Source organism: Methylobacterium sp. (assembly GCF_019745455.1).
Lineage (GTDB): Bacteria > Pseudomonadota > Alphaproteobacteria > Rhizobiales > Beijerinckiaceae > Methylobacterium.
In genome coordinates this window covers 1-17,584 of sequence record NZ_JAIETD010000001.1, presented here as the reverse complement: position 1 = coordinate 17,584, position 17,584 = coordinate 1, and the positions used below count along the sequence as shown (strand labels likewise).

General features: G+C 65.3%; 17 protein-coding genes, 1 tRNA gene and 1 pseudogene. 12 read left to right on the top strand and 7 right to left on the bottom strand.

Annotated elements, in window-relative coordinates; genetic code table 11:
• Nucleotides 1-392 precede the first annotated feature (392 nt).
• On the bottom strand, nucleotides 393-758 hold the full coding sequence (locus K2Y56_RS00095; protein WP_292503520.1) for a hypothetical protein: 366 nt from the start codon (nucleotides 756-758) through the stop codon (nucleotides 393-395).
• A 431-nt stretch (nucleotides 759-1,189) separates the two neighbouring features.
• Here K2Y56_RS00095 and K2Y56_RS00090 point away from each other — a divergent pair, with 431 nt between their 5' ends.
• On the top strand, nucleotides 1,190-2,482 hold the full coding sequence (locus K2Y56_RS00090; RefSeq protein ID WP_292503518.1) for a cation:proton antiporter: 1,293 nt from the start codon (nucleotides 1,190-1,192) through the stop codon (nucleotides 2,480-2,482).
• Nucleotides 2,483-2,618: 136 nt separating this feature from the next.
• Here the strand turns inward: K2Y56_RS00090 and K2Y56_RS00085 are convergent, their stop codons facing one another.
• Nucleotides 2,619-3,416: a class II glutamine amidotransferase gene (locus K2Y56_RS00085; protein WP_292503516.1), complete on the bottom strand. Its 798-nt coding sequence runs from the start codon at nucleotides 3,414-3,416 to the stop codon at nucleotides 2,619-2,621.
• Nucleotides 3,417-3,760: 344 nt separating this feature from the next.
• Here K2Y56_RS00085 and K2Y56_RS00080 point away from each other — a divergent pair, with 344 nt between their 5' ends.
• The gene (locus tag K2Y56_RS00080) at nucleotides 3,761-4,153 is read left to right on the top strand and encodes a response regulator (RefSeq protein WP_292503513.1); all 393 of its coding nucleotides are present in this window, start codon (nucleotides 3,761-3,763) and stop codon (nucleotides 4,151-4,153) included.
• Nucleotides 4,154-4,268: 115 nt separating this feature from the next.
• Here K2Y56_RS00080 and rpsU read toward each other — a convergent pair whose 3' ends face one another.
• Both rpsU and phaZ read right to left on the bottom strand, forming a co-directional pair.
• Nucleotides 4,269-4,583 (bottom strand): 30S ribosomal protein S21, encoded by a 315-nt coding sequence (gene rpsU / locus K2Y56_RS00075; RefSeq protein WP_292503511.1) that lies wholly within the window; start codon nucleotides 4,581-4,583, stop codon nucleotides 4,269-4,271.
• Between the two features lie 240 nt (nucleotides 4,584-4,823).
• Nucleotides 4,824-6,038 (bottom strand): polyhydroxyalkanoate depolymerase, encoded by a 1,215-nt coding sequence (gene phaZ / locus K2Y56_RS00070; protein ID WP_292503508.1) that lies wholly within the window; start codon nucleotides 6,036-6,038, stop codon nucleotides 4,824-4,826.
• A gap of 362 nt (nucleotides 6,039-6,400) precedes the next feature.
• On the opposite strand from phaZ, the gene K2Y56_RS00065 reads away from it, so the two are divergent.
• Nucleotides 6,401-7,057, top strand: a complete 657-nt coding sequence (locus K2Y56_RS00065; RefSeq protein WP_292503505.1) for a glutathione S-transferase family protein — start codon at nucleotides 6,401-6,403, stop codon at nucleotides 7,055-7,057.
• Between the two features lie 68 nt (nucleotides 7,058-7,125).
• Here the strand turns inward: K2Y56_RS00065 and K2Y56_RS00060 are convergent, their stop codons facing one another.
• A complete protein-coding gene (locus tag K2Y56_RS00060) occupies nucleotides 7,126-7,854 on the bottom strand; it encodes a response regulator (RefSeq protein ID WP_292503502.1) in 729 nt (242 codons plus the stop codon).
• 263 nt (nucleotides 7,855-8,117) lie between these two features.
• Between K2Y56_RS00060 and K2Y56_RS00055 the strand changes: the two genes are divergently transcribed.
• The 4 genes from K2Y56_RS00055 to K2Y56_RS00040 all read left to right on the top strand — a co-directional run bounded on the left by K2Y56_RS00055 (nucleotide 8,118) and on the right by K2Y56_RS00040 (nucleotide 10,909).
• Nucleotides 8,118-8,402 (top strand): accessory factor UbiK family protein, encoded by a 285-nt coding sequence (locus K2Y56_RS00055; protein ID WP_292503714.1) that lies wholly within the window; start codon nucleotides 8,118-8,120, stop codon nucleotides 8,400-8,402.
• 310 nt (nucleotides 8,403-8,712) lie between these two features.
• Nucleotides 8,713-9,216, top strand: coding sequence for a YbjN domain-containing protein (locus K2Y56_RS00050; RefSeq protein WP_292503500.1), 504 nt, complete (start codon nucleotides 8,713-8,715; stop codon nucleotides 9,214-9,216).
• Between the two features lie 14 nt (nucleotides 9,217-9,230).
• Nucleotides 9,231-10,034 (top strand): pyrroline-5-carboxylate reductase, encoded by an 804-nt coding sequence (gene proC / locus K2Y56_RS00045; protein WP_292503498.1) that lies wholly within the window; start codon nucleotides 9,231-9,233, stop codon nucleotides 10,032-10,034.
• Between the two features lie 146 nt (nucleotides 10,035-10,180).
• Nucleotides 10,181-10,909 carry a TetR/AcrR family transcriptional regulator gene (locus K2Y56_RS00040; RefSeq protein ID WP_292503711.1) on the top strand — a complete coding sequence of 243 codons (729 nt, stop codon included), beginning with the start codon at nucleotides 10,181-10,183 and terminating at the stop codon, nucleotides 10,907-10,909.
• Between the two features lie 15 nt (nucleotides 10,910-10,924).
• Here the strand turns inward: K2Y56_RS00040 and K2Y56_RS00035 are convergent, their stop codons facing one another.
• Both K2Y56_RS00035 and K2Y56_RS00030 read right to left on the bottom strand, forming a co-directional pair.
• Nucleotides 10,925-11,758, bottom strand: a complete 834-nt coding sequence (locus tag K2Y56_RS00035) for an AprI/Inh family metalloprotease inhibitor (RefSeq protein WP_292503496.1) — start codon at nucleotides 11,756-11,758, stop codon at nucleotides 10,925-10,927.
• The gene (locus K2Y56_RS00030) at nucleotides 11,755-12,729 is read right to left on the bottom strand and encodes a 2-hydroxyacid dehydrogenase (protein ID WP_292503494.1); all 975 of its coding nucleotides are present in this window, start codon (nucleotides 12,727-12,729) and stop codon (nucleotides 11,755-11,757) included. Before K2Y56_RS00030 ends, K2Y56_RS00035 begins: the two co-directional genes overlap by 4 nt.
• Nucleotides 12,730-12,933: 204 nt before the next feature.
• Here K2Y56_RS00030 and leuC point away from each other — a divergent pair, with 204 nt between their 5' ends.
• The 5 genes and pseudogenes from leuC to K2Y56_RS00005 all read left to right on the top strand — a co-directional run.
• Nucleotides 12,934-14,346 carry a 3-isopropylmalate dehydratase large subunit gene (gene leuC, locus K2Y56_RS00025; protein ID WP_292503491.1) on the top strand — a complete coding sequence of 471 codons (1,413 nt, stop codon included), beginning with the start codon at nucleotides 12,934-12,936 and terminating at the stop codon, nucleotides 14,344-14,346.
• A gap of 83 nt (nucleotides 14,347-14,429) precedes the next feature.
• Nucleotides 14,430-14,514, top strand: a tRNA-Leu gene (locus tag K2Y56_RS00020).
• A gap of 366 nt (nucleotides 14,515-14,880) precedes the next feature.
• The gene (locus K2Y56_RS00015) at nucleotides 14,881-16,269 is read left to right on the top strand and encodes a phage integrase N-terminal SAM-like domain-containing protein (protein WP_292503488.1); all 1,389 of its coding nucleotides are present in this window, start codon (nucleotides 14,881-14,883) and stop codon (nucleotides 16,267-16,269) included.
• 20 nt (nucleotides 16,270-16,289) lie between these two features.
• Nucleotides 16,290-17,090, top strand: coding sequence for a hypothetical protein (locus tag K2Y56_RS00010; RefSeq protein ID WP_292503485.1), 801 nt, complete (start codon nucleotides 16,290-16,292; stop codon nucleotides 17,088-17,090).
• 405 nt (nucleotides 17,091-17,495) lie between these two features.
• Nucleotides 17,496-17,584: pseudogene (locus K2Y56_RS00005) on the top strand (resolvase); the annotation flags it as partial.

Here is a 17,584-nt window from a genome sequence, read left to right as displayed (position 1 = left end):
CGGCTCGCGCCCAGACGATGCCCTTGCTCTGGACGCCATGGCGCGAGGACGCCGAGACCGACGTGGACGGGCCGTACGCTCCGAATTCGCACCCACGACACCGCCGACGATTCCGCCGACGACTGCCCCAAGCGGCCCGGCCACCAGGGCCCCGGCAACCGCGCCAGTGCCGACACCGACGGCGGTGTTGTCGCGCGCCAAGGCGTGATGCGGCAACCCGAATGCGCCGACAACGGCAAGATACAGACAAAATCGCTTCATGATCGGCAAGGGGTTCCACGGTTGTACCGCGCCCATGCCAACAGACCGTGACGATATCGGGGCCGGCCCGGCCACGTGCTCCTCATCTCTAGCGAGCCCTGCCGCCGCGTGGTGGCAGGACCCAAGGACCACTATTTTGGCTTGATGAGTTCGATCCCGAGCTGCTTCTCGCCGTTAAAAGCCCAGATGCTCTTGTAGCCGCCTGCGTCGTCCTCGACCAGAAGTGCCGACCCGTTCGAACCGCCGCTGGTGAAGCTCACCGCCATGATCCGTGCATCGCCCACGGCATAGCCGACGTATTTTTCATCGCCAATCACCCAATTCAGCTTGAATGTGTCCTTGCTTGTTTGAGTGATTGTCAAAGATCCAGAGTAATCGGTGTTTGGAGTGCCGTTGTTGCCTTTTACCGAGTACGATCCGGCGCCTCCTGCAAGTGCAGGCAAGCTGAAGCAGAGGGCGAGCCCGAACACGCTCGACCGAAGATAAGCAGACATCATTAAAATCCCCATTGCGCTTCTTGTTTGGCGTGACGCCATTGCGCGATGGCGACCATATGTCGAAGCTCGCGAACGGCGCAACGAGAATACCAGTGAACTGGATCGAGTCGCACAGATCTCCAAAATTTCAGCACTTTGGGCAGCGCATTATACACTTCGGGATATCTGCCCACCAATTTTGACGTCGTGTCCGCGGGAAAAGGTCCGATGCAATACGATCTGGGTTCTGGCATCTGCGAGGGCAGCTTCGCCTTCGGGGGCATGACCCTCGGGACCAGGGCCGACGGCCGATTCCGGCCACGCTCAAGCGTTCATAGGGGGCACAAGGGCACGGTCTTCGCCGTATGCCGGATTGAAACCTGAGCGAGCCTCTACCTGAGTCGCCCTGTCACGGACGAGGAACAGGCTTTCGATCTGCCGGGTTCCTGGCGATGGAATCCTATACCTTCGTCCTCGCAGGCTTCGGCGCGCTCGTTCTTCTGACCGCATGGCTCCCGATGCTCCTGAGACGGATGCCGTTGTCCTTGCCGATCTGCTGCGTCGGCATCGGTGCGGGCCTGTCTCTCCTTCAAGGCGGGGAGAGCCTGACCCTCGAACCGGCGCGGCATGCTGCCCTCATCGAACGTCTGACGGAACTCGTCCTGATCGTCTCGCTAATGGGAGCTGGGCTCAAGCTCGACCGTCTCGTCGGCTGGCAGCGCTGGGCAGTGACCTGGCGAATGCTCGGCATTGCGATGCCGCTCACGATCTTCGCGCTGGCGATCCTTGCTTACGCCCTGCTCGGGCTCGGGCCGGCCTCAGCGCTGCTGCTCGCGGCTGCCCTCGCGCCCACCGATCCGGTCCTGGCGGCCGATGTCCAAGTTGGCCCGCCGACACAAGGGGAGGAGGACGAGATGCGCTTCGCCTTGACCTCGGAGGCGGGGTTAAATGACGGGCTCGCCTTTCCGTTCGTGCATCTCGCCATAGCGCTCGCCGCCGCCGGAAGCTTAGACCTGTCCACCCTCGGCCGCTGGTTCAGCGTCGACGTCGCGTTGAAGATCGGGATCGGCGTTGGCCTCGGAGCACTTCTCGGGCGCAGCCTCGGCTGGCTCACATTCCACCTGCCGAACCCCGCCCGGCTATCGCGGACAGGCGACGGGTTCGTGGCGCTCGGCATCACCTGCATCACTTACGCCCTTGTCGAAGCGGCCTATGGCTACGGCTTCATCGGCGTGTTCGTAGCGGCAGTGACGCTGCGTTCGTCGCATCGAGGGCATAGCTATCATCACACGATGCACGACTATGCCGAAGCGTTGGAGCGCCTCCTGATGATGGTGCTGCTCGTTGGTTTCGGAGCTGCATTGGTCGGAGGCGGCCTGCTTCGCCAGGCGACGTGGGCGAGTTTAGCCTTCGCTCTCCTGGCCATCGTCGTAGTGCGTCCGCTCAGCGGCTGGATCGGCCTACTAGGATCAGGCCGCCCGGCCAGCGAGCGTGCCGTAATCAGCATCTTCGGAATTCGGGGAATCGGGACGCTGTACTATCTCGCCTATGCCTTCAACCATGGGAGTTTCGACCAGACAGAAACGCTTTGGAGCACTGCCTCCCTGGTCATCCTGCTCTCGATCCTCCTGCACGGGATCACCGTTTCGCCGGTACTTGATATCCTGGATCGACGCAGCGGCCGAGATACCCGTAGCGCCCAGATGGATCTCCCGCTCGGCCCGGACCGGTCTTTCCTGTCGTGAAATGTGGCAGCGAGAACTCAGCCGATTCGTTCGGATTTGCGTCAGGTTCGCCCTGCCCTCGTCTGACGACCCGACGTTTCATGCTGTCGACTTGGGAGACCGCGCGGAGAAAATTGGGGCGACCGGTTGAAGAATGTCAGGCGGCGATGCGCGGCTTGACTGCAACCGCGTCGGCGGGTGTCACCACCACGCGGCCGCCGCGACGGGCCTGTAGCGTGCCGCCCTTGGGCACCACGTGCCAGCCCTCCCGACACCCGTCGATGGGTTCGGAGACGACGATAAGACCCGTGTCGGTCTCGCGGTAATACAGGCTTGGCGGGCGCCCGTCGCAGGCCCAGCGATAAGCGGTTAACTCGTCCCCGTCGGTCACCACAGCGGTGAAACGAAGAGGCTCCACGATACCCGAGGCCTGCATCAGGTCGCGCACGGTCGAGAGCGTCTGCGCCATCGCGCCGACCGGGTCTTCGGCGAGGCCGTTGGCCAGGGCCAGCAGGAAGATCGCCTCGGAATCCGTCGTGCCGCGCCGCTCGTCATAGAGCGTATCAGGGATCAGCGCCTCGATCCTGCGCTTGATGCGCGAATAGCCGCCGATCTGGCCATTATGCATGAAGAGGTGGCGGCCATGGGCAAAGGGATGGCAATTGGCCCGCGTCGTCGCCGTCCCGGTCGAGGCGCGCACATGCGCGAAAAAGGTCCTCGCCCGCACCTGCTGGCAGAGATTGACGAGGTTCTCGTCGGACCATGCTGGGCAGACGTCGCGATACAGGCCCGGATCGGTACGCTCGCCGTACCAGCCGATGCCAAAACCGTCGCCGTTGGTCTCGGTCTTCGCTTCTGCCGCGTGGAGCGACTGATGCACGAGGGAATGGGTCGGCGCGCAGACGAGGTCCGTAAGGAAGACCGGTTCACCGCTATAGGCGAGAAAGCGGCACATCGCTGGCTAAACCCCTCGGTCCTATGGCGGCTAGGGACGCTAAAGCAGGACTCGCGCCGCATCGCGAAATCTCTGCCCCGTCGATCCGTTACGATCGGGCTTATCTTATGAACAGGTCGTTAATGCGGCGCAGCATGAGCTTTCAAAACGGAACCTTAGCGACTTTGCGTGGCGAAATGCCAACTGCCGAGCCGGATGCACTGCGTGAGCCGCATGGCCGAGGCCCGGCGAAGACTCTTGTGAGCTGCTTCGTGGCGGAGCAGCATCACGATGTCAGAATCAGCAATCCGACGCCGGACCGTCACCGGACGGTCGCAAATGCGCATCCCGCAGAAAGCGCTTCCATGGATCAGACTTCCTCAAATCGTCCCGTCGCCCTCGTGGTCGAGGATGATGCCGCAATCCGGAATCTTGCTACCGCCGTTCTCGAAGAGACCGATCTCGACGTCATCGCTTGTTCCAGCGCCGAGGCGGCCATCGCCACCCTGGAGCGCGGAGATGTCCGTGTCGCTCTTCTCTTCGCAGACATCCGACTCGGCGGTGCGATGGATGGAGTTGCTCTCGCCGCCACCGTCGAGAAGCGCTGGCCGGAGGTGCGCGTAGTGGTGACGTCCGGCTACGGCGCCCGTGAGGCAACTCAACTCTCCAGTCAGGTCGTGTACCTGCGCAAGCCCTGGCGCGTTCTCGACGTCCTGGTCCAAGCCGAGCACGCGACCTTGGCCGCCAAGGCGGCCTGATCTTTCCAGGAAGCCAACGACAAAAGCCCGCCGCGCATCAGCGCAGGCGGGCTTTTGTATGCTAGTCGACCCCTGAATGCGTCGGCAGGGTCGATGCCCCGCCGGCCGACTAGCTTCAGGCGACGCCGTTGCCGGCAGCGGCGGGAGCGGCGCTAGGCGCGAACGGCGAACCGCCCGGACGACGCGGCGCACCAGCACCGAAACGGGGCTTCGGCTTCGGAGCGGCGATCAGGCCTTCGCGGATCGCGGTCTTGCGAGCCTGCTTGCGGGCGCGGCGAACGGCTTCCGCCTTCTCGCGCGCCTTGCGCACGGAGGGCTTCTCGTAGGCCTTGCGCTGCTTCATCTCACGGAAGATGCCCTCGCGCTGCATCTTCTTCTTCAGCACGCGAAGGGCTTGGTCGACGTTATTGTCGCGAACGAGTACCTGCAACGGTCTAGATCCTCTGAGACGATGTCATGTCTTGTCGAGTCGGCGACGACATCGAGCCTCCCCGCGATCCTGGCGGGGAAACTGAAAAACGTCCCAACCCCCGGGCTCCCGGGGAGGGACATCCGTCAGACAGACTCGAATCGGCGCATCAAACTGCACTTGGCGCAGGCTCATACACCAAGGCTGCACAAGTTCCAACAGCACCCCGAACGACTTTGGGCAATGCCGTCGCGGTGTTGCTCAGTTATGCGACTGGATGAAGTTGCGCACCTGCGGGTAGGCCTGGTTCTCCCATTTCCTTCCAGAGAACACGCCATAATGGCCGACGCCGGTCTGGAGGTGATGACTCTTCATGTGCGGCGCGAGGCCGATGCAGAGATCGTGCGCCGCCATGGTCTGGCCCACCGCGCAGATGTCGTCTCGCTCGCCCTCAACCGTCATCAGCGCCGTCTTTCGCACGCTGCGCATGTCGAGCGGCTCGCCCCGGAATGTGAGTTCGTTCTTGGCGAGCGTGTAGTCCTGGAAGACGGTCTTGACGGTCTCGATATAGAACGCCGCGTCGAGGTCGAGGACGGCGAAATACTCGTCGTAGAAGGTCTCGATCGCCTGCGCCTTGTCGATCTCGCCATTGGCGATATGCCAGAACAGGTCGGCATGCTGCTGCATGTGCCGCTTGGCGTTCATCGAGAGGAAGGCCGAGACCTGCATGAAGCCGGGATAGACCCGGCGGCCCGCGCCGGCATGACGCGCGGGCACGGTGGCGATGAGGTTCTTCTCGAACCATTCGATCGGCTTGGAGGTCGCAAGCTTGTTCACGGAGGTCGGGCTGATACGGCAATCGACCGGCCCAGCCATCAGGGTCATGCTCCGCGGATACGCGGCGTTGCGCGTCTGTGCCATCACGGCGGCGGCGGCGAGTGTCTGCACGGCGGGCTGGCATACCGCTACGACATGGGCGCCCTCCCCCATCGCCTCGAGGAAGGTCACCAGATGGGCGACGTAATCGTCGAAACCGAAGGCACCGGCCGAGAGCGGCACGTCGCGGGCATTGTGCCAGTCGGTGATGTAGACGTCGTGATCCGGTAGCATCGTCTTCACGGTGCCGCGCAGAAGCGTCGCAAAATGGCCCGAGAGCGGGGCGACGACGAGCACGCGCGGCTGTTCGCTGGCAATGTCCTTCCTGAAGCGCAGCAGCGTGCCGAACGGCGTCGCCATCACGGCTTCCTCGGTGACGGGAACCTCCCGGTTGCCTACGAGGACGGTCTCGATGCCGTAGGAGGGACGCGCGAAGGTCAGGCCCGCGCGCATCATCATCCTGGCGCCGGCGGTGAACCAGTTCAGCGGCTCGCGGTATCCGGCACCGCGCCAGGGCGCCAGGGCGTCGTTGACGAGCCGTCCCCAGGAGCGGGCTTGTGAGGCGAAGTCCGACTGGACCTCGAAAGCGTCGTAGATCATGGGACCGGGACCTCTACGCGTACGATCGAACGCCGAAACGCCCGCCCCGACCGGGCTATTCGGCCCATCTCGATCATCCAGCCGTCCCATGGCAGCAGGCTGATCCACACCCGGACTTAACGCAACGGGTGTTAAATACGATCTCGCCTCGCTGTGGTGCCCTTGCATCAGATCGGTCCATTCCCGGCCCGTTCCGTGGAGCCGGCGCCGTTGATGCAATGGATGCGCCGCGTCTCGATCGGCCATCGGCCAGTGTTCAGCGTCGGCACACGGCATGAGAATTGGATCGCCCGGCTCGACGGACCCATCCGCTAAGCCGCGAACGCTTCGACGGTCGGCGGCGAACCCTGAGGAAAACCTCGATGTCAGCCGCGACGCTCACCATTTCGAGCCGCAACTATTCGTCGTGGTCGCTGCGGGGCTGGCTGATCTGCAAGATGTCGGGACTCGCTTTCGAGACCGAGCTCCTCTCAGGCACTGACGCCTCGACGCGGGCCGAGCTTCTGCACTTGTCGCCCTCGTTCTTGGTGCCTCGCCTCCAGCATGGATCGGTCTCCATCTGGGATACCCTCGCAATCGCCGAATACCTGACCGAGGTCCTGCCGGCCTCCGGGCTCCTGCCGGCAGACGTCGCCATCCGGGCTCATTGCCGGTCGATCGCCGGCGAGATGCACGGCGGCTTCATCAACCTGCGCTCTGCGCTGCCGATGAACCTCAAGGCCAGGCACGAGAACTTCAAGATCTTCAACGGCGCCAGGGGAGACATCGACCGGATCGTCACGATCTTCGAGGATTGCCTCGCTCGCTACGACGGCAGTTACCTGTTCGGAGATTCGCCGACGGTGGCCGACGCCATGTATGCCCCGGTCAGTACGCGCTTTCGCACGTACGACGTTCCACTCCCGCCCAAGATCGCCGATTACCGCGACCGCGTCCTTGCCTGGCCGCTGATGATGGAATGGGCAGACCAGGCCCTGGCCGAGCCCGACGAGATCGAAGAGCTCGACATGGAGTTCTAAAAAGACGCGGCAACACTCCGTGACGCAATTCCGGTGGGAAAGGCGTTTCGACGAATGCGGGGCGGCGCTCAGCTTCGCGTGACCTCGGGCGTGAACAGATATCCACCCGAACGGATGGTACGGATGATTTCCGGATTGCGCGGGTCGGTCTCGATCTTCTGGCGGATGCGGCTGATCAGGACGTCAATGCTGCGCTCGAACGGACCCGCCGCCCTGCCCTGCGTCAGGTCGAGGAGTTGGTCCCGCGACAGGACGCGGCCCGGCCGCAGGCAGAGCGCGTGGAGGAGGTCGAACTCGGCGCCGGTGATCGCCACCCGTACCTCGTCGGGACTGAGGAGCTGGCGCAGCGAGACGTCGAGGGTCCAGCCGGAGAAGCCGAGGCGCCGGACACCGTCGTCGGCTGCTGCCTCGGCCGCCGTTCCGCGCCGTAGGATAGCGCGGATGCGGGCGAGAAGTTCTCGCGGGTTGAACGGCTTGCCGAGATAATCGTCGGCTCCGATCTCGAGACCGATGATCCGGTCGATCTCCTCCGCCTTCGCCGTGAGCATCAGGATTGGGACCGTCGAACTCATACGGATTCGCCGGCATAGGCTGAGTCCGTCCTCGCCGGGCAGCATCAGATCCAGGACGACGAGATCGACGCGGGAATCGGCGAGGCGCTTGTCCATCTCTCGGCCGTCGCCGGCAAGCGTCACCCGGCACTCGTTGGCGCGAAGGTAGCGGGCCACCAGGGCGCTGATCTCGCGATCGTCCTCGACGACGAGAATGTGTGGCGTGGCCGGGTGGGTGGCGCTCATGGGTGGCTCGAACAATACCGATATGGAGGCGAGCGTTATGACGCGCCGAGCATGGATGTTTGAAGGGTCTCGCACGCGCCGATTTGTAACCCATCGTTTCCCCACAACCGACAAGCCATCAGCAAGGCACCTGCCCTCATGAAAAGCGGATGCGTGGTGGCGAACGCATTGCCGGCGGTCGCCCGGATTCTTATGTCGGCTCTGACGCCGAACCTTCCTCGCCTCCGAGGGAAGCGGCGGTTCCGCGAAACCGGGAGACGATGATGCCCCCCTCGAACCGCCTCTTCGATGAATTCGCCCGCTTGGCCACCGACGCCGCCGGAGCTGCACAGGGCGTGCGCCGGGAAGCAGAGACCGTGCTCAAGGGACAGATCGAGCGCCTGATCCGCGACATGGACATCGCCTCGCGCGAAGACGTCGACGTGCTTCGCGACCTCGTGGCGGCCCTGCGCAGCCAGAACGATGCCCTCGCCGCCCGCGTGGTCGCCCTCGAAGCAAAGGCATCCGGTGGGTCGGCGGGCGCCAAGCCGACGCCCGAAGCGCTCTGAGTCATTGTGACGCAAGGCTCTCCGAAGGGGTTCTTCCCCTTCGGAAATTGTACACAGGAAGGAACGGTGGATGGTCGGTTTCCTGTTCATCGCCGCATCGGATGGCTTTGAAACGCGAGTCCGGCCCGGTCTATAGTCGGTAACGTACTGATTCGCCGAACCGACCAAACCCATCGTGACCGCCTAAGCTTTCGGATCTTTCATCTGGATTTGCACTGCATTTTACGTGGTGCCGCGCAAATCGATGAGCCACGAGCGGATGGTCTCATTTTGTCTCGACGATCTCTCGAGATCGCCATTGTGGACCGCCATGACATTCCTTCACGTCGAAGCTTACGATCGGAACGAGCATCCCCTCGATACTGTCGAGCGGCTCGCCTCCCTGCGCGATTGGATCTTCGACCGGGCCGAGACCGACGAGATGTCGGTGGCTGTGACCGGACGCTGGGCCGACTACCACGTCGCCTTCACCTGGATCGAGGATGTCGAGGCCCTTCACGTGGCCTCCGCCTTCGACATCAAGGTACCAGAGCGGCGGCGGACCGAGGTGCTCCACCTCGTCTCGCTCATCAACGAACAGCTCTGGGTAGGACATTTCGACTTGTGGTCCACGGACAACGTCGTGATGTTCCGCCATTCTCTGCTCTTGACCGGTGGAGCCGCTCCGACGCAGGCGCAATGCGCGATGATGCTAAAATCCGCCGTCGATGCCTGCGAGCGCTACTTCCAGGCCTTCCAGTTCGTGCTCTGGGCCGGCAAGCCGGCCCGCGAGGCCCTCGACGCCGTCCTGTTCGAGACCGAGGGCGAGGCCTGACAGGCACCGCACCGATGCTGCCCCCCTCACTGACCCTCGTCGGCGCCGGCAAGATGGGCGGCGCCATGCTGGCGGGCTGGCTGCGTGCCGGGCTCGACCCGGCTCGCACGATCGTCATCGATCCCTTACCGAGTGCGGAGGCCGGGGCTTTGTGCGGGGCACATGGCGTCGCGTTAAATCCGTCCGCGCCAGCAATTTCCGATGTCCTGGTCGTTGCGGTGAAACCGCAAGGCCTGTCCGAAGCCGTGCCTGCTCTCGTGCCGCTCATCGGCCCGAACACGCTGGTCATCTCCATTCTTGCCGGAAAGACCATCGCCGATCTCTCCGCCCGCTTGTCGGCACCGGCCATCGTGCGAGCGATGCCGAACCTCCCCGCCAGCGTCGGACGCGGCGCCACCGGCGCGGTGGCAAGCGCCGCCGTCTCATCTCGGCAGCGTGAGCAAGCCGATGCCCTTCTTGCTTGCGTCGGCCTCGTTGAGTGGCTCGATGAGGAGGCCCTGATCGATGCGCTGACCGCGGTCTCGGGCTCAGGGCCGGCCTACGTCTTCCACCTCGTGGAGGCTCTGGCCGACGCCGGACGCGCAGCGGGGCTGCCGAGAGAGATGGCAGACCGCCTCTCCCGAGCGACTGTGGCGGGCGCGGGCGCCCTCCTCGACGCCGATCCGCGCGAGGCGGCACAGCTGCGCAAGGACGTGACTTCGCCGGGTGGAACGACGGCGGAAGCCCTCGGGGTGCTCATGCGCGAGGACGGCCTCGCTTCTCTGATGCGTGAGGCCGTGGCAGCGGCGAAACGTCGGGCCGGCGAATTGTCGGACTGACACCTCCATCAGGTCACTTCGTCTCCGTCTTCCTTCGCCTCTCTGCGTCGCAGCCCCTAACGGGATACGCCGCGCCACATTAAGTGACGGGGCATTGAGGAGAGGACCGGACAGCCATGGACGACGATCACACCTCGCTCCCGAATATGGATGCAGAACCAGCCCAAGCCGAGCCCGCCAAGAAGGTCCTGCCGCGCAAGGCCGCAGTCGAGGCGCTCATGCGGCTCGCCGCCGAGCAGCCGTGGAATGACATCGAGATCGGTGACATCGCGCGGGAGGCGGGACTGACGCTGGCCGAGTTCCGCGACCTGTTTCCGTCGAAGGGCGCCGTTCTTGGCGGCCTCTCCAGGATGATCGACCGCAAGGTGCTTGAAGCCGACAACAGCGATCTTGCCGAGGAGCCGACCCGCGAGCGCCTGTTCGACGTCCTGATGCGCCGCCTCGACGCCATGACGCCTTATAAGCCGGCCCTGCGCCGGATCTCGTATGCCCTGCGCGGCGACCCGCTCTCCATGCTTGCGCTCAATGGCGTCGCCCTGAATTCCCACCGCTTCATGCTGGCTGCCGCCGGCATCAACACCGAAGGGCCACTTGGTCGGCTCAAGCTTCAGGGCGTCGTCATCGCCTTTGCCCGTACGGTCGAGACCTGGTTGGACGACGACGATCCGGCCCTCGCCCGCACCATGGCGCGGCTCGACAAGGAAATCCGCAACGGCGAGCGGTTCATGGAGCGTGCCGAGGATGCGCGGCGGCTCACCGCCCCCTTGCGCGCCATTACGCGCTCCCTGCTCGAACGCCGCCCGCGATCCCGGTCCAGCGCCCGCAACGAAGATGACGGCAATCCGCTCGGGGGCGACCCGGCCGCGGCGATCTGATCGATCGCCTCCGGCTCAAGGATCGACCCGTCGCAGGACGAAGGTCGTCCCCACCTCGGGGTCGCGGCGCCAACGCCCCTCCCCTGCCGGCACCAGCTCGACGGCATGGCCGCGCTTGGCTCGAAGCGTGATCCGCCCCTTGGCGGCGAGCCAGGCAGCCGGGTCGAAGACGAGGATGCCGTTATCGCGGCATCCGTCGAGAAGGCGCACGGGCGCGGGCTTCTCGGCCTCGCCGGGCTGCAGTTCTACGCGGCAGACGTCCTGATCCTTGAACCGGTCGAGGGCGTAGAGGCCGGGTTGCGGCAGCGTCTGATCCGTCGCCGCACTGGCCGGGCGCGCCAGCGGATCCCTGGGGCCTGACGTTGTCGGATTCGGCGTAGCCGCCTCGGCCGCTCCCGGCGAAGCGATCTGGAGGGGGACGAGGCTGTAGCTCTCCCCGGCTTCCGGCGACGCCGCGAAGCTGCGCGCGTCGGGGCGCGGCTTGAAGGCGAGAACCGGGCGCACATCCTTGTCGACCAGTCGAACCGCCTCCTCCGTGAAGAGCCATCCGGCGATCCCGTTGAGGATCGGCAGCGCCCGCCGGCAGCCGGCGGGGAAGCTGAGCTTGCGCCCGGCCGATCCGCTGGCTTCGGTGAGGGTCAAGACGCAGCGCCGGCTGGTCCCGTCGCGCGAAAGGTCCCAGGTACCCGGCACGCCCGAGAGCGTCGTCGGCAGGCTCGGCATGAAGGACGAAGCGGCGGGCGTATCGGACGGCGGCGCGGACTCCTGCGCCTTCGCCATGGAAGCCAGTCCGGCAACGAGGAGCGCCGGTCCGAGCCTCAGCGCTACGATCCTGCGGAGGCGGCTCATGTGCGGCCCTTCCAGGGTGTTTCGGGCACCGGCGTCAGCGGTCCGCGGCCGTCGAACCACGAGAGCAGGTTATCGACGACGAGCTGTCCCATCGCCGCGCGGGTATGGTGCGTTCCTGAGCCGACATGCGGCAGCAACACGACCTGATCGAGTGCCACGAGCTCGGGCGGCACCTGCGGTTCATGCGCGAAGACGTCGAGGCCGGCGCTCAGTATCGTCCCATCCTTGAGAGCCGCCACGAGTGCTCCCTCGTCCACGACGCTCCCGCGGGCGATGTTGATCAGGATGCCGTCGCGCCCCAGGGCGGCGAGCACGGCAGCGTCGACGAGGTTCCTAGTCTCCGCACTGCCCGGAGCGACGACGATAAGGACGTCGACGGCCTCAGCGAGACCGAGGAGCGTCGGGTGATAGGCATAGCCCACGCCTTCCTGTCGGCGCCTGCCGTGATAGGCGATCTCGACCCCGAACCCCTGAAGCCGCCGGGCGATGGCCCAGCCGATCCGACCCAGCCCGAGGATTCCGACTCGCCGGCCGCGCAGGGTCGTGGTGAGGCGGAACGAGCGCTCCGGCCAGCGCCCGTCGCGCAGGTGGCGATCGGCCTGCGGGATCTGCCGGACGGTCGAGAGAAGAAGTCCGAGCGCCAGATCGGCTACCTCCTCGTCGAGAACGCCGGGGGTGTGGGTCACGACGATCCCGCGCTCGGCTGCCGCCGCGACGTCGATCGTATCGTAGCCGACCCCGAAGCTCGCGATCACCTCCAGAGCCGGCAGTCGCGCCAGGAACTCCGCGTCGACCGGCGCTTGCGACGCCGCCGCGATGCCGCGGATGCGCGGGCCGATCTCGCCGAGGAATGCGTCGCGGCCCTGCGCCTCGTCGAGCCGGTGGAGCCTGAAGGCGCCGGACAACGCCTCGATGACACTCGGCTGGATCGCCTTGGGGAGCAGAAGGTCGATCGGCTCGGCAGCTGTCACGTGGGACTCTCTTCGGATCTCTCTCGGGCTGTCGGGCGATCTAGGCAGGTGTGGCCGGCGGGTCCAGCGCAGAGGCGCGATGCAGGCAAATCCGATCGGCCATGGCGCCGGCGCATCGGTCCTGCCACTTCCGAAACCGGCGGGGAGTCACTACACCAGGTATCTAACCTCTTCCCCGCACGAAGAAAGCCTGACGTCAGCACCATGACCGCCCCGCGCACCCTCTACGACAAGATCTGGGACGACCACGTCGTCGATGTCGAGCCCGATGGCACCAGCCTCCTCTATATCGACCGTCACCTCGTCCACGAGGTGACGAGCCCCCAGGCCTTCGAAGGGCTCCGCGTGGCCGGCCGAAGGGTGCGCCATCCCGAGAAGACGCTGGCCGTCGTCGACCACAACGTCCAGACCTCGGATCGAAGCTTCGGCATCGAGGACCCGGAGAGCCGCATCCAGTTGGAAGCGCTGGCCGAGAACGTGCGCGACTTCGGCATCGAGTTCTACGATGCGCTCGATCGCCGCCAGGGCATCGTCCACGTGATCGGCCCGGAACAGGGCTTCACCCTGCCGGGCCAGACCATCGTCTGCGGCGACAGCCATACCTCGACGCACGGGGCCTTCGGGGCGCTCGCCCATGGCATCGGCACCTCCGAGGTCGAGCACGTGCTCGCCACCCAGACGCTGCTGCAGCGCAAGGCCAAGAACATGCGCGTGACCGTCGACGGCACGCTGCCGCCGGGCGTCACCGCCAAGGACATCATCCTGGCGATCATCGGCGAGATCGGCACCGCCGGCGGCACCGGCTACGTCATCGAATATGCCGGCGAGGCGATCCGCGCCCTCTCGATGGAGGGGCGGATGACGATTTGCAACATGTCGATCGAGGGCGGCGCCCGCGCTGGCCTGGTCGCGCCGGACGCCACCACCTACGCCTATGTCGAGGGCCGGCCGAAGGCACCCAAGGGCGAGATGTTCGCCCGCGCCCGCGCCTATTGGGAGAGCCTTGTCAGCGACGACGGCGCCCATTTCGATCGCGAGGTCAGGCTCGACGCCGCCAACCTGCCGCCGATCGTCAGTTGGGGCACGAGCCCTGAGGATGTCATCTCCGTCCAAGGCATCGTGCCGGATCCGGCTTCCATCGCGGACGAGAACAAGCGGCAATCGAAGGAGAAGGCGTTGGCCTATATGGGCCTGACGCCGGGCACGAAGATCACCGACATCACCCTCGACAGAGTCTTCATCGGCTCCTGCACCAACGGCCGGATCGAGGACCTTCGCGCCGTCGCCAAGATGGTCGAGGGCCGCAAGGTCCACGCCAGCGTCTCGGCCATGGTGGTGCCGGGCTCAGGGCTCGTGAAGCTGCAGGCCGAGGCCGAGGGCATCGACCGCGTCCTGCGCGAGGCCGGCTTCGACTGGCGCGAGCCAGGCTGCTCGATGTGTCTCGGCATGAACGCCGATCGCCTAAGCCCGAACGAGCGCTGCGCCTCGACCTCGAACCGCAATTTCGAGGGCCGCCAGGGCCATCGCGGCCGCACCCACCTCGTTTCTCCGGCGATGGCCGCCGCCGCCGCGGTCGCCGGCCGCTTCGTCGACATCCGCGAATGGGGCCAGGGCTGAGCGCAGTCTTCGAAATCCTCATTGACGTCGTGGGTCGCCACGCCTAAACGACCCACGACGTCGCGTTGCCGCGCAACGGACGTGCCCAGGTGGCGGAATTGGTAGACGCGCTGGTTTCAGGTACCAGTCTTGCAAGAGGTGAAGGTTCGAGTCCTTTCCTGGGCACCAATTTTCTGAGAAGCGTCTATCCCTCAGAAACTTAAGCCAGACGAGATAGTTACGCCCAGGTGACCGTGATACATTGGCGTGTCACGAATGCTCTTTCGGCTTGTCCGTCCGGTGAAACGTACCGACTCCTCCCACTCGCAGTTTGCCCAGCGCATCCCTGTCGATGTGCGAGACCGAGCCGTTGGCCGGACGCTGATAATCCCGCAGGGCGCTGGGACCGTTCGCGTTACCATCACCGCTAGAACGGAGGCCATCCGCTTCTCTCTGCGCACCCGAGACCCGAGCGAGGCTAAAGCGCGGCAAGCCCAAGCCTGCGCGTACCTTGAGACCACCTGGGCAGCCTTGCGTACGGACCGCCCGGTCAGCTTGAGCCACCGCCAAGCCGTCGCCCTGTCGGGTCACCTCTATGCCGCGTGGGCAGACGGGGGCGCAGATCGCACCATCGCCGTTACCCACACACCGAATGGTTGGGTGCGAGACCGCTGTACGCCTGACGAAGAGCGGGCCGCTTTCAAGGATCAGGTGAAAAAGCTCGATGCCTCTGACCCGGCCGACCTTGAGCCAACCCTCGGACCAATCATCGACCGCCTCCTCATCGCCCGGAGCATCGCGTCCGTCACAGCCGAGACCCGCGCGGTCCTACTCGGGGAGTTCGCCAAGGCGCTTCGAGACGCCTTCGCCAGCCGAAAGCGAAACGCCAAAGGCGACTTCAGCCCCGACCCGAAGGCGACCCGCTTTCCCACCTGGGAGCCCCCCGGGACGACCCCACCCAAGGCGGCGCCACCGGTGGTCACAAAGACCTCTCTCACGGGGCTCGTTGACGGGTGGTGGGAAGAGCGCAAGGCCGCCGGCCTGAGCCCGAGCACGCACGAGAGCTACCGGAACACGATGGCCGCTTTCGTGGCCTTCCTGAAGCATGACGACGCGAGCCGGGTGAAGGTCGAGGACGTGATCGCGTTCAAGGACCATCGCCTCCGCAGCATCAACCCCCGCAGTGGTAGGCCCATCGCCGCCAAGACCGTGAAGGACAGCGACCTCGCGGGCCTCAGAGCCGTCTTTGGTTGGGCTGTCGATAACCGGCGCTTGGTCGCCAACCCGGCGCAGACCGTGAAGCTCAAGCTCGGGAAGGCCCGCAAGATCCGCGAAAGGAGCTTCACGGACGCCGAGGCTCACGCGATCCTCAAGGCAGCCCGTGCGCACAAGCGCGGGGGGCGCGAGCTACGGGAGACCGCCGCCGCCAAGCGGTGGGTGCCTTGGCTGGCTGCCTACTCGGGGGCGCGTGTGGGCGAGCTTGGGCAGCTCCGCAAGGAAGACCTCCGCCGCGAGGGGACGCATTGGGTCATCCGCATCACGCCCGAGGCCGGCCCCGTGAAGACGAACGAGGCGCGGGACGTGGTGCTGCACTCGCATCTAGTCGAGCAGGGGTTCCCAGAGTTCGTCGCGAAGGCGCGGCCCGGCCACCTCTTCCTCCGGCTGGGCGAGAGTGTGACCGTCGCAGGCCCCCTTCAAGCCCTCAAGAACCGTCTCGCGGAGTTCGCCCGTACCATCGTCACCGACCCGAACGTGGCCCCGAACCATGGGTGGCGGCACCGCTTCGCCAGCTTGGGCCGCGAGGTCGACATGGGGGACCGCGTGATGAACGCCATTCAGGGGCACGCGCCAAAGACCGCCGGGGACCGCTACGGGGAGGTGAACGTCCGGGCCCGGGCAGCGGCCATCGAGAAGCTGCCACGGATCGAGGTGAGCGACACCTGAGGAAGAGCGTTGCAATGCCTATGTCTCTCACCAAACTCGGGCCGCCGGAAGCGGGCTTCATCTGGTCGCGCCTCGTGTTGCAGTCGAGTGAGCTTCTCCGTGCCACATCGCTCGGGAAGGCCGCCGTTGATGACCTCGTATCGGCTTGTGCGGAATGCGCTCATCGCCTGACAGACTGCCATTCGACGCTCGCAAGACTGAGCGCTTACCGCCTGCGGGTGCTCGACGATTGGAGCCGAAATGGGAAGCGAGTAACACCGCTCGTGCATCTTGAGCCGGTCAGGCCAGACGCCGAGAGGTTCCTATACGAAGCTAAGAACTGCCTTCGCGATGCTACCGCGTTTCTCCGCTACGGGTTTGGCTTACCTGTCGATGAAGCCAGCTCCTTCGGTGGCCTTGCGAAGCGCGAGAAAGACGCTGTGAAGCTCTTGCTTCCGGTGGTGGGCGAAGCACACGATCTGATCCGCTTCCTCAGGTCCAATCAGCCGTGGCTTTCCGAGCTGATAGCCATGCGAAATGCTGTCGAGCATCCTGGGGGAAGGAGCGGCAGGTTGATTACCGACAACTTCGTGTTCCCGGCTAATGGACAGGTCAGCCGGCCGCAGTGGTATCGCGATCAGAGCCCGCCCTCGTTGCTCATAGAGGAGGCCGCTGAGCTTTTCGGATTGCTCCTCATGTTCTGTGAGGAGCTGATGGCTTACGTGGCCAAGCACCACGCCGCTTCGCCGCACCTGCGCGTCACCGAGGACCCCGCCGCTCGTGGCACCGAACTGCCTAGGCGTTTTCACATCGTGTTCGACGTGCCGTCCGCCCCCGAGTAGGCGAGGGGATCAACCGTCTTACAGGCCACCCGCTCGGTGCCGATCCTGCGCTTCCCCCCGTGGCGGGGGTCGATGGGACCCGTTCGCAGATTTAGACCACCCCTGTCCTCCCGGGCTTCTCCCGCCGGCCGACCCGATGGCCCCGCCTCGTACCATCATCATGTCGTTGCAACAGACGTTCGCCGCTGAGTCCCGAAGTACCCACGGGGGTCACGCATTTGAGACGTACCTCGTAGAACGCGGCGGCAGAAATTCCCCCCGTACCCGGCCCTGCCCCCCTCCGAGCGCGGATCGAGACCCCCTCCCCTCCCGTTGCCCCTGTCATCACGCACCGACGTTCGTTGATGGGTGTTGACATGCTACTGAGGAGGACTCAGCTTGGTGGCGCCACCGGGAGCGCCCGTCATGACCACCTACGTCGCCTACTGCCGCGTCTCGACCGACAAGCAGGGCCGCTCCGGGCTCGGCCTTGAGGCTCAGCAAGCCGCCATCCA

Excerpts from the sequence above, each read along its gene's own strand:
- K2Y56_RS00095 (WP_292503520.1), bottom strand. The coding sequence starts at position 758 with ATGATGTCTGCTTATCTTCGGTCGAGCGTGTTCGGGCTCGCCCTCTGC.
- K2Y56_RS00090 (WP_292503518.1), top strand. The coding sequence starts at position 1,190 with ATGGAATCCTATACCTTCGTCCTCGCAGGCTTCGGCGCGCTCGTTCTT.
- K2Y56_RS00085 (WP_292503516.1), bottom strand. The coding sequence starts at position 3,416 with ATGTGCCGCTTTCTCGCCTATAGCGGTGAACCGGTCTTCCTTACGGAC.
- K2Y56_RS00080 (WP_292503513.1), top strand. The coding sequence starts at position 3,761 with ATGGATCAGACTTCCTCAAATCGTCCCGTCGCCCTCGTGGTCGAGGAT.
- phaZ (WP_292503508.1), bottom strand. The coding sequence starts at position 6,038 with ATGATCTACGACGCTTTCGAGGTCCAGTCGGACTTCGCCTCACAAGCC.
- K2Y56_RS00065 (WP_292503505.1), top strand. The coding sequence starts at position 6,401 with ATGTCAGCCGCGACGCTCACCATTTCGAGCCGCAACTATTCGTCGTGG.
- K2Y56_RS00060 (WP_292503502.1), bottom strand. The coding sequence starts at position 7,854 with ATGAGCGCCACCCACCCGGCCACGCCACACATTCTCGTCGTCGAGGAC.
- K2Y56_RS00055 (WP_292503714.1), top strand. The coding sequence starts at position 8,118 with ATGCCCCCCTCGAACCGCCTCTTCGATGAATTCGCCCGCTTGGCCACC.
- K2Y56_RS00050 (WP_292503500.1), top strand. The coding sequence starts at position 8,713 with ATGACATTCCTTCACGTCGAAGCTTACGATCGGAACGAGCATCCCCTC.
- proC (WP_292503498.1), top strand. The coding sequence starts at position 9,231 with ATGCTGCCCCCCTCACTGACCCTCGTCGGCGCCGGCAAGATGGGCGGC.
- K2Y56_RS00040 (WP_292503711.1), top strand. The coding sequence starts at position 10,181 with ATGGATGCAGAACCAGCCCAAGCCGAGCCCGCCAAGAAGGTCCTGCCG.
- K2Y56_RS00035 (WP_292503496.1), bottom strand. The coding sequence starts at position 11,758 with ATGAGCCGCCTCCGCAGGATCGTAGCGCTGAGGCTCGGACCGGCGCTC.
- leuC (WP_292503491.1), top strand. The coding sequence starts at position 12,934 with ATGACCGCCCCGCGCACCCTCTACGACAAGATCTGGGACGACCACGTC.
- K2Y56_RS00010 (WP_292503485.1), top strand. The coding sequence starts at position 16,290 with ATGTCTCTCACCAAACTCGGGCCGCCGGAAGCGGGCTTCATCTGGTCG.